Genomic DNA, 9,467 nt, shown 5'->3' on the forward strand with positions numbered 1-9,467 from the left:
CCCGCGTGCCCGGGTGGCCGGGCCCTAGATCTTGTCGCCGGGCCGGGCCGCCGGCGCGTAGCGGCGCAGGAAGGCGAGCATCTTCTGCTCGTCGTAGTCGCGGCCGGCCTCCAGCTCGCCGGTGGCCTGCGAGACGAGCAGCCGCCCCTGGCCATCGAGCACGTACAGGTGCGGGTAGCCACTGGGCTTGGGCCACCGCGCCAGCAGCTTCTCGTTGCGGTTCTGCGGCGACCAGTTCACCTTCACCACCACGTAGTGGTCCTCCAGCGTGCGCTGCACCTCCGGCCGGGCCTCGATGAAGCGGTCGAGGATGTGGCACCAGGCGCACCATTCGCCGCCCACGTCGACCAGCACCGACTTGCCCTCGGCCCGTGCGCGCGTCACCGCCGCCTCGACGTCGGCGACGGCATCGCGTTGCGGGTCGAAGCGGCCGGCCTGCGGTGCTGCGGCGGCCACCCGCGCCAGCGGCAGCGCGGCCAGCAGGGCAAGGAAGCGGCGCTTTTCCATCCGGCCATTTTAGGCAAGCGCGGCAGATCGGGTGACAATCCGGCGCATGCCTGCCCTGGCCCGATCCCGCCGGCTCGCCCGCCTGGTGGCGGCGTGGATCCTGCTGTGGTTCGCCTTGCTGCAGGCGGCCGCCTTGCTGAAGCTGCCGGCGGTGGAGCCGGCCGCCGGCCATGGCCAGCACGCGGCACACGAGTGCGACGAGGAGCACCCCGACCACGGCGGCGGGCACTCGGCCGCGGACCACCTGGCCCAATGCCCGGGCTGCCTGTTTTCAACCGCCCCGCCGCCGCAGGACTTCGCCCTTTCCGCGCGCAGCAGCGCCGCCCCGCTCGGTCCCTTGCCGCCCACGCCGCTGGCTGCGCGCGCGCAAGGGCTGGCGCAGCCGCCGGCGCGCGGCCCGCCCGCGGTCTCCTGAGCTGCATCGTTTCCGCCTTCGTCCGCCGCTGACCCGGCGGACCTCCCCCTTGCTTTCAGGAGTCCTTACCGTGCACCAGATCCCTGGGGCGGCGGCACGCGCACTGGCGCTGGCCGCTGCCACCCTTCTTGCCGCCAGCGCGGCGCATGCGAGCTGCGGCTCCGCCTTCTGTTCCGTCAACACCGACTGGGCCTCCGACGCGCTCGGCCTCGCCGAGGGCGGCGTGCTGGACCTGCGCTACGAATACATCAACCAGGACCGGCCGCGCACCGGCACGCGCCGCATCGCCGTGGGCGAGATCCCGCACCACCACGACGAGGTGAGCACCGCCAACCGCAACCTGCTGGTGAACTACAGCCGTGGCTTCGCCTCGGGCTGGGGCTATTCGGTCGGCCTGCCGATCGTCGACCGCAAGCACTTCCACCTGCACCACCACGACGGCGGCCTGGTGCCCGAGCGCTGGGATTTCCGCGAGATCGGCGACCTGCGCCTGACCGGCCGCTACCAGCAGCCCGTCGGCACCGGCACCAGCAACGCCGGGGTGATCTTCGGCGTGAAGCTGCCGACCGGCCGCACCCACGTCGACAACGCCGCGGGCGACGTGGCGGAGCGCAGCCTGCAGCCCGGCACCGGCACGACCGACGCCATCGCCGGGGCCTTCTTCCACCAGCAGCTGTCCGACACCGGCTCGTGGTTCGCCCAGGCGCAGTTGCAGCAAGCGCTGAACAAGCACGACGGCTTCGCGCCGGGCGCGCAGCTCACGCTCGACCTGGGCTATGCGCGCCGGCTGGGCGAGAAGTTCGCCGGCCTGCTGCAGCTCAATGCGGTGGTCAAGCGTCGCGATCGCGGCGCCGAGGCCGAGCCCGAGGACAGCGGCAGCCGCTCGCTGTTCCTCAGTCCGGGCCTGAGCTACGACCTGGGCGAGCGGATGCGCGTCTACGCGTTCTACCAGCTGCCGCTGCGCCAGAGCGTCAACGGCGTGCAGCTGACGGCGCGGCGCGCCATCGCGGTGGGACTGGCGACGCGCTTCTGAGGCCGAACGAGGAGGGCGCCTAAGGGCGCCACTCCAGCGGCGCCGGCATCGTCGCATCCGGCACGCCGGAGGCCGGGCCGGCCGGCGGGAACATCGAGTTGCGCAATTCGCTGGCCGTGACGGCGTCGCGGTTGGCGACGGCGCCGCGGCGGGCCGCCCGCTCCGGGTTGCAGGTGATGCTGCCGGAGAAATAGAGCGCCGTGAGCACGGCGTCCAGCTCCTGCCGCGGCAGGCCGATGGACTCCTGCAGCTCGGCGAAGGTGCGCGGCGCCGTCGCCAGTTCGGACAGCACGGCGTAGTGCACGTTCTGCATCAGCCGCTGCGACACCCGCGGCACGCAGCGGAAATACAGCGGCGCGCTGCGATACCGGTTGGGCAGCAGGTCCGTCTCCACCCGGCCAGCGTACAGCCACAGGCATTCGGCGAAGCTGGTGGGCAGGAACCACTTGGGGATGTCGTTGGCGAAGGCCGGCCGCGCCACCCAGCGTGCTTCCGCCAGATCGTCGGGGCCCAGGCCCAGGTCGATGCCGATGCGGCCCGGCACGCTGACCACGCCGACGAGTTTCTCCTTCAGCGTCAGGTGGTAGGTGTGGGCGCTCAGGCTCTGCATGCGCTCGGCGATCTGCTGCCCCATGGCCAGTTGCAGCAGCACGGCGCGCAGCGACTGTTCGGTGCGGCGCAGCGCGTACTCCACCTGGCCGGGGTTCTGCAGGTCGACCTGGCCGACGTCCTGCATGCGGGGATCGGCCAGCGGCAACGTGAAGGTGACGGGCCGCTCCAGCGTGTGCAGGTGCAGCACCACGGCCGGCTTGTCCTCCCCGTTCCAGACGCGCACCAGGCTGTCCGCTTCCAGGTGCGCGGAGCCACCGGCCACCCACAGGGCATCGGCGTCGTCCAGGGAAGCCGCCTCCCAGGCCGGGTGGCTGCGGGCGCGCAGCAGGGACTCGGGAAAGCCGGGGTCGGGAAAGCCGACCAGGGCCATGCGCAGGGAAGGCAGGTGCATGGGCGAATTGTGAATAAGTGTGTCAGCCGCGGCAAGGCAAGGCCTTGCGTGGCGACAGGCCAAAGACGGGATCCTGTCCCCGGTCAAGGAATCCGCCCGCGCGGGCCCCCCGGAAGACCGGCGAGCTTACCGGCGCGGCAGGTGCTCGCTTCGGCCGCCGGCCGGGAGTGTGGAAAAGTTGCGAGTGCGGGTCTGCCCCCTTGACAGCTGTCAACCAAGCTCATCCATGGGCGTTGGATACTCGGCGCCGCTCCAATTGCCCGCGCGGCAGGCGGCGGGCCCCCGCCCCTACCATGTCCACCCTCACGATCGATAGCCCCTCCCGCCGCCCACCGGCCGCGCCCGGCAGTGCCCGTGCGCTGGTGCTGCGCGCGCTGCCCTGGCTGCAGGGATTCGAGCGACCGATCACCAAGGTGCTGCTCGTCGCCCTGCTGCTGGCGGCCGTCAGCGCCGCCGCGCCGCTGGCGGTGATGGGCCTGGTGGACACGCTCGGCCGCGTCGCCGCCGCGCAGCTGCCCGGGGCGCGGCCGCTGCCGGGGCAGGTCGGCCGCACCGTGCTGTGGGCCCTGGCGGTCGTCGCGGCGGCGGAGCTGGCGCAGGTGTGGCTCGCCCGCCTGCTGGAGACGCGCAGCTGGCGCGTGCGGCTGGACCTCGACTTCGCCCTGCGCCAGCGCGTCACGGCCAAGCTGCACCAGCTGCCCCTCACCTACCACCAGCAGCAGACGGTGGGCGCCACCATCAACCGCATCAACACCTCGATCGACGGCTTCGTGGCGGCGGTGGCGGAGCTCGGTTTCCGTGCGCTGCCGGCGGTGGTCTACCTGCTGCTGGCGCTGGCCGCACTGGTCCAGCTCGATTGGCGGCTGGCGCTGGCCATCTGCATCTTCGCGCCGCTGCCGGCGCTGATCGGGATGCGGGCCGCGCCGGAACAGAGCCGGCGCGACAAGGCCCTGCTGGCGCACTGGAGCGCCACCTTCGGCCGCTGGACCGAGGTGCTGGCCGGCATCCGCACGGTCAAGGGCTTCGCCATGGAGAAGGCCGAGACCCGGCGCTTCCTGGAAGCCGTGGCGCAGGGCAACGAGCGCGTCACGCGCGGGGCGCGCCGCGATGCGCGCACGAATTCGCTGCAAGGCCTGTCGGCGGCGGCGGCGCGGTTGTCGGTCGCCGGGCTGGGCGCCTGGCTGGTGCTCAACGGGCAGGGCACGGTCGGCACGCTGATCGCCGCCCTGCAGTACGTGGGCGGCCTGTTCGGCCCGATCCAGGGCCTGACCAGCATCTACAGCACGGTGCGCCGTGCCGGCGTGGCGATGGAAAGCGTGTGCGCGATCCTCGATGCGCCCGACCCCGTGGCCGACCTGCCGGGGGCCGCCGACCTGGTCGTCACGCAAGGCTCGGTGCGCTTCGAAGGCGTGTGCTTCGCTTATGGCGAAGGCCGGCCGGTGCTGCGTGACATCGCGCTGGAGATCGCACCCGGCCAGACGGTCGCCCTGGTCGGCCCGAGCGGCTGCGGCAAGACCACCCTGGTGTCGCTGCTGGAGCGCCTGCACGCGCCGACGTCCGGCCGCATCCTGGTGGACGGCGTCGACCTGCGCCGCTGCACGCAGAAGTCGCTGCGCCGGCAGGTGGGCAGCGTGATGCAGGACGTCCACCTGTTCAACGACACGATCCTGGCCAACATCGCCTACGGCACGCCGGGCGCCGCGCGCGAGCAGGTCGAGGCGGCCGCGCGGGCGGCGAACGCGCACGAGTTCATCGCCGCGCTGCCCCAGGGCTACGACACGGTGGTCGGTGAACGCGGTGCCGGCCTGTCGGGCGGGCAGAAGCAGCGCATCGCGATCGCGCGGGCGATCCTCAAGAATCCGCCCATCCTGGTGCTGGACGAAGCGACCAGCGCGCTGGACAACGAGAGCGAGGCGCTGGTGCAGGCGGCGCTGCAGCGCCTGACGGCCGGCCGCACGACCATCGTCGTGGCCCACCGGCTCTCCACGGTGGTCGATGCCGACCGCATCGTGGTGATGAAGAACGGCCGCATCGAGGCGACCGGCACGCACGCCGAACTGCTGGCGCAAGGCGGCTACTACGCCCGCCTGTTCGCGCGCCATGCACGCGGGCTCGAGACCGGCCTGGGCCGCGACAGGCCGGTGGGCGCACGCCGCCACGCCCTGCCGCCCGCGCGCGAGTCCGCATTCGGCGCGCTGGAACACTGATAGGCCTCGCAACGCGGCCCCCGGCGGTCGCGGACAATCCGCGGATGGAAACCCCGCAGTCCTTCGACGTCGCCCTGGTCGGCCTGGGCGTCATGGGCGAGAACCTCGCCCTCAACCTGCACGGCCACGGCTTCGCCGTCACGGGCTTCGACCTGGAGGAGCACAAGCGCGCCAGCTTCGCCAGCCGCCTCGGCACCGAGGCGCCGCGCTCGCTGCAGGAGCTGGTGGCCTCGCTGCGCGCGCCGCGCGTGCTGCTGCTGATGGTGCCGGCCGGCGCGCCCGTCGATGCGGTGCTGCGCGACCTGCGGCCGCTGCTCCATCCGGGCGACGTCGTGATCGACGGCGGCAACACGCGCTTCACCGACACCCAGCGCCGCATCGCCGAACTCACCGGCTCGGGCATCCTCTACGTGGGCGCCGGCGTCAGCGGCGGCGAGGAGGGCGCGCTGCGCGGTCCCTCGATCATGCCCGGCGGCGACGCCCAGGCCTGGCCCGTGGTCCGGCCGCTGCTGCAGGCGATCGCCGCGCGCGCCGAGGACGACACGCCGTGCTGCGAGTGGATCGGCCCCGGCGCGTCCGGCCACTTCGTGAAGATGGTCCACAACGGCATCGAGTACGCGGACATGCAGACCATCTGCGAGGCGTACTTCCTGATGCAGCAGCTGCTCGGGCTGCAGCCGCGCGAGATGAGCGCGGTGTTCGCCGAATGGAGCCGCGGCGAGCTCTCCAGCTACCTGGTCGACATCACGGCCGACATCCTCTCGCGCACCGATCCCGAGAGCGGCGGCGCGCTGGTCGACGTGATCGTCGACACGGCGGAACAGAAGGGCACGGGCAAGTGGGCCAGCCAGGCGGCGCTGGACCTCGGGGTGACGGCGCCGACCATCGCCGATGCGGTGTTCGCGCGCACGGTGAGCGCGGTGCGCGCCGAACGCGCCGCCGCCGCCGGTGTGCTGGCGGGGCCGAAGCTGCAGTTCACGGGCGAGCGCGCCGGCTTCACGGAGAAGATCCGGCGCGCCCTGCTGGCCGCCAAGATCTGCGCCTATGCACAGGGCTTCGCGCTGCTCGCCGCCGCCGACCGCGAATACAGCTGGGACCTGGCGCACGGCACCATCGCCGGCCTGTGGCGCGCCGGCTGCATCATCCGCGCCCGCCTGCTGGAGGACATCCGCCACGCCTATGCGCGCGACGCGAAGCTGGCCAACCTGCTGGTCGATCCGCACTTCGCCGGCGTGATGCAGGACTGCCAGCAGGCGCTGCGCGAGGTCGTCGCGACGGCGGCGCTGCACGGCGTGCCCGCCCCGGCGTTCATGAGCGCGCTGGCGTACTACGACAGCTATCGCGCCCCGCGCCTGCCGGCGAACCTGCTGCAGGCGCAGCGCGACTACTTCGGCGCGCACAAGTACGAGCGGCTCGATCGCGCCGGCAAGTTCCACACGCACTGGGTGGACTGAACGCGCTGCGGGCCACCGGCGCCCGCAGGCCAGCGCTTCCTCGCCTGCCCTTTCCCCTGCATGCGCGGGCGGCATCGGCGCATGCCGAAGCGGCTGCACCGCGCGGCTCGCGCCTTGAGGAACGGCAACGATGGGCCGCATGCGGCGGGCAGAATGCCTTGCATCGCCACAACGAAAGCGCATCGTGAAAACCGCAAGCCATGGCATGAGCGAAGCAGGCCTTCCCGCCGCGGAAGTGAAGACGCGGACCGAGCGCGACTTCCTCGGTGAACGCCAGATTCCGGCCGACGCCTACTACGGCGTGCAGACGCAGCGCGGCATGGACAACTTCCGCATCACGGGCGTGCCGATGTCGGCCGAGCCCGAGTTCGTGCGCGCCTTCGGCTACGTGAAGAAGGCCGCGGCGCTGGCCAACCGCGATCTCGGCGTGCTGGACCCGGGGGTCGCCGACGCCATCGTGGCGGCGTGCGACAAGCTCATTGCCGGCGAGATGCGCGACCAGTTCCGCACCGACTTCATCCAGGGCGGCGCCGGCACGTCGACCAACATGAACGCCAACGAGGTCATCGCCAACCTGGCGCTCGAACAGCTCGGTCGCGAGAAGGGCGAGTACCAGTACGTCAGCCCCAACGACCACGTCAACTACGGCCAGTCCACCAACGACGTCTACCCGACCGCCTTCCGCCTCGCGCTGATCCTGCGGCTGGCGCGCTACATGGAGGCCTTGACGCGCCTGCAGCAGGCCTTCTTCGCCAAGGGCCGGGAATTCGAACGCGTGCTGAAGATGGGCCGCACCCACCTGCAGGATGCGGTGCCGATGTCACTGGGGCAGGAGTTCCACGGCTGGGGCACGACGCTGGGCGAAGAGGTGCAGCGCATCGCCGAAGTGCGGCAGTTCCTGCACGAGATCAACCTCGGTGCGACCGCCATCGGCACCATGGTCACCGCGGCACCCGGCTATCCGGAACTCGCCACGCGCTACCTGTCCGAGATCACCGGCCTGCAGTTCATCCTGGCCGGGGACCTTGTCGAGGCGACCTCCGACACCGGCGCCTATGTGCTGCTGTCCGGCGTGCTCAAGCGCACCTCCTCCAAGCTCACCAAGATCTGCAACGACCTGCGCCTGCTGGCCTCGGGGCCGCGCTGCGGCTTCAACGAGATCAACCTGCCGCAGATGCAGCCCGGCTCCTCGATCATGCCGGGCAAGGTCAACCCGGTGATCCCGGAAGTGGTCAACCAGGTCGGTTTCCTGGTGATCGGCCTCGACCTGACCGTGACGCTGGCCGCTTCGGCCGGCCAGTTGCAGCTCAATGTGATGGAGCCGGTGATCACCTTCGCGCTCTTCACCTCGATCTCCACGATGGAGAACGCGGTGGACAGCCTGCGGGTGAACTGCGTCGACGGCATCACGGCCAACGCCGAACGCACGCGCGACATGGTGCTCCATTCGCTGGGCATCGTGACCGTGCTGAAGCCGCAGTTGGGCTACAAGCTGTGCGCCGAGATCGCCCGCGAAGGCTTCGAGACCGGCAAGTCGCTGCACGAGATCGTGGTGCAGGAGCGCCAGCTGCTCACGCAGGAGCAGTGGGACCAGGTCTTCTCCTTCGACAACCTGATCAGCCCCGAGTTCACGCGGTAAGGGGTCGGGCAACCTGCCGGGGCAGCGGCCAGGACGAAAAAGGACGGCGCCTCGCGGCGCCGTCCTCGTTGCAGGCTCCTTGCGGATCAGCGGGTGGAGCTGAAGGTGCCGTCCCCGGTGCGGAAGGTCGGCACGCCCACCGAAGGTGCGTACTCGACACCGTCCCACGTCGGCAGCGGGGTGGGCATCACCTGGAACTGGCCGGGGTGCTCGATGTCCCACCGGATCAGCATGGCGTTGTCCTCGTGCTGCGTGTTGTGGCAGTGCTCGACGTAGGTCCCGGCGAATTCACGGAAGTGGATCGCGAGTTCCAGCGTGCCGCTCGTGTCGGGGCCGCCACCGATGCGGTACACGTCCTTGCGCGTCCACTTCTCCCACTCGGGCGGCGCCTTGCCGTCGCGGTTCAGCACGATTCCTTCCTCGAAGTGGATGTGCACCGGGTGGTTCCAGCCGCCGCCGGAAGAGATCTTCCAGACTTCCAGCGAGCCGTCGCCGGAGAAGCCGGCGTCGGTCGGGCCGGTGGCCAGGTGCGGGGCGGCGCTGATGCGGCGCGGATCCGCGGCGTAGGCGACGCCACCGTCGGCCTTCACAGTCCACGGGTTCAGGTCGGTACCGCTCGAGCGACCGAAGTCGAAGGACCGGTGGCGCGCGTTCGCCAGCGCGGCCATCTGCGCCGGGTCGTCCCGGTTGAGCCACAGCGGGATCATCTTCTTGCCCGCGGGCTTGCCGGCGTGGGCCGGTTCGAACTCGCCCGGGTTCATGCTCAGGTCGGTGCCCGTGTACGCCTTCACCGTGAGCTGCAGCGCCTTGCCGACCGTCGGGTCACCCTTGTCCCAGCTGGTCTTCTTCGCGTCCAGGACGGCCTTGTACTTCTCCGAGACGATGTCGGCCACCGGGATCTTGACCTTGGCCAGCAGGCCGGTGTCGTGGTGCATCGTGTTGACGAAGAACAGCTTCGTGCCCGGGGCGAACTTGGAGAAGTCGACGATGATGTCGAAGCGTTCCGCAATGCCCTGGGCGGGCAGCACGCCCTTGTGCTCGGCGGCATTGCCGTTGGCGTCGAGGTCCATGGTGCCGTCGAAGGGAACGGCATGCTCCATGATGTTGCCGTCGTTGGCCACCAGGTGGAACGGCACGCGGTTGTACGACACGCCGGAGCCTTGCGGTCCGGGCATCTCGCCCTTGTTGCCGTTGACTTCCGCCACCAGC

8 protein-coding genes (1 of these 8 only partly in view) are annotated in these 9,467 nt (G+C 71.0%); 5 read left to right on the plus strand and 3 right to left on the minus strand.

Going from position 1 to position 9,467, the window contains the following annotated elements; genetic code table 11:
* Positions 1-24 precede the first annotated feature (24 nt).
* Positions 25-507: a thioredoxin family protein gene (locus JI746_RS18355; RefSeq protein WP_201691648.1), complete on the minus strand. Its 483-nt coding sequence runs from the start codon at positions 505-507 to the stop codon at positions 25-27.
* Positions 508-553: 46 nt separating this feature from the next.
* Here JI746_RS18355 and JI746_RS18360 point away from each other — a divergent pair, with 46 nt between their 5' ends.
* Positions 554-922: a hypothetical protein gene (locus JI746_RS18360; RefSeq protein ID WP_201691650.1), complete on the plus strand. Its 369-nt coding sequence runs from the start codon at positions 554-556 to the stop codon at positions 920-922.
* A 70-nt stretch (positions 923-992) separates the two neighbouring features.
* Positions 993-1,955, plus strand: a complete 963-nt coding sequence (locus tag JI746_RS18365) for a transporter (protein ID WP_201691652.1) — start codon at positions 993-995, stop codon at positions 1,953-1,955.
* Between the two features lie 19 nt (positions 1,956-1,974).
* On the opposite strand, the gene JI746_RS18370 is transcribed toward JI746_RS18365, so the two are convergent.
* On the minus strand, positions 1,975-2,958 hold the full coding sequence (locus JI746_RS18370) for a hypothetical protein (protein ID WP_201691654.1): 984 nt from the start codon (positions 2,956-2,958) through the stop codon (positions 1,975-1,977).
* Positions 2,959-3,251: 293 nt separating this feature from the next.
* Here JI746_RS18370 and JI746_RS18375 point away from each other — a divergent pair, with 293 nt between their 5' ends.
* The 3 genes from JI746_RS18375 (at position 3,252) to JI746_RS18385 (ending at position 8,258) form a co-directional block, all read left to right on the plus strand.
* Complete coding sequence (locus tag JI746_RS18375) at positions 3,252-5,165, plus strand: ABC transporter ATP-binding protein (protein WP_201691656.1); 1,914 nt, start codon at positions 3,252-3,254, stop codon at positions 5,163-5,165.
* Between the two features lie 44 nt (positions 5,166-5,209).
* The gene (gene gndA / locus JI746_RS18380; RefSeq protein WP_201691658.1) at positions 5,210-6,619 is read left to right on the plus strand and encodes an NADP-dependent phosphogluconate dehydrogenase; all 1,410 of its coding nucleotides are present in this window, start codon (positions 5,210-5,212) and stop codon (positions 6,617-6,619) included.
* Positions 6,620-6,824: 205 nt separating this feature from the next.
* Positions 6,825-8,258, plus strand: a complete 1,434-nt coding sequence (locus JI746_RS18385; RefSeq protein ID WP_201691855.1) for an aspartate ammonia-lyase — start codon at positions 6,825-6,827, stop codon at positions 8,256-8,258.
* A gap of 86 nt (positions 8,259-8,344) precedes the next feature.
* On the opposite strand, the gene JI746_RS18390 is transcribed toward JI746_RS18385, so the two are convergent.
* A protein-coding gene (locus tag JI746_RS18390) for a multicopper oxidase domain-containing protein (RefSeq protein ID WP_236599945.1) crosses the window boundary here: on the minus strand, positions 8,345-9,467 show its 3' portion. 1,676 nt of this gene lie beyond the right edge of the window; 1,123 of the gene's 2,799 nt are visible here — the last part of the coding sequence; its start codon lies off the right edge, out of view; the stop codon is at positions 8,345-8,347.

The sequence above is a fragment of the Ramlibacter alkalitolerans genome (assembly GCF_016722765.1).
GTDB classification, from domain to species: Bacteria; Pseudomonadota; Gammaproteobacteria; order Burkholderiales; family Burkholderiaceae_C; genus Ramlibacter; species Ramlibacter alkalitolerans.

Bases quoted from the DNA above. Each gene is read 5' to 3' on its own strand.
- JI746_RS18360 (WP_201691650.1), top strand. From the start codon at position 554: ATGCCTGCCCTGGCCCGATCCCGCCGGCTCGCCCGCCTGGTGGCGGCG.
- JI746_RS18385 (WP_201691855.1), top strand. From the start codon at position 6,825: ATGAGCGAAGCAGGCCTTCCCGCCGCGGAAGTGAAGACGCGGACCGAG.
- JI746_RS18355 (WP_201691648.1), bottom strand. From the start codon at position 507: ATGGAAAAGCGCCGCTTCCTTGCCCTGCTGGCCGCGCTGCCGCTGGCG.
- gndA (WP_201691658.1), top strand. From the start codon at position 5,210: ATGGAAACCCCGCAGTCCTTCGACGTCGCCCTGGTCGGCCTGGGCGTC.
- JI746_RS18375 (WP_201691656.1), top strand. From the start codon at position 3,252: ATGTCCACCCTCACGATCGATAGCCCCTCCCGCCGCCCACCGGCCGCG.
- JI746_RS18370 (WP_201691654.1), bottom strand. From the start codon at position 2,958: ATGCACCTGCCTTCCCTGCGCATGGCCCTGGTCGGCTTTCCCGACCCC.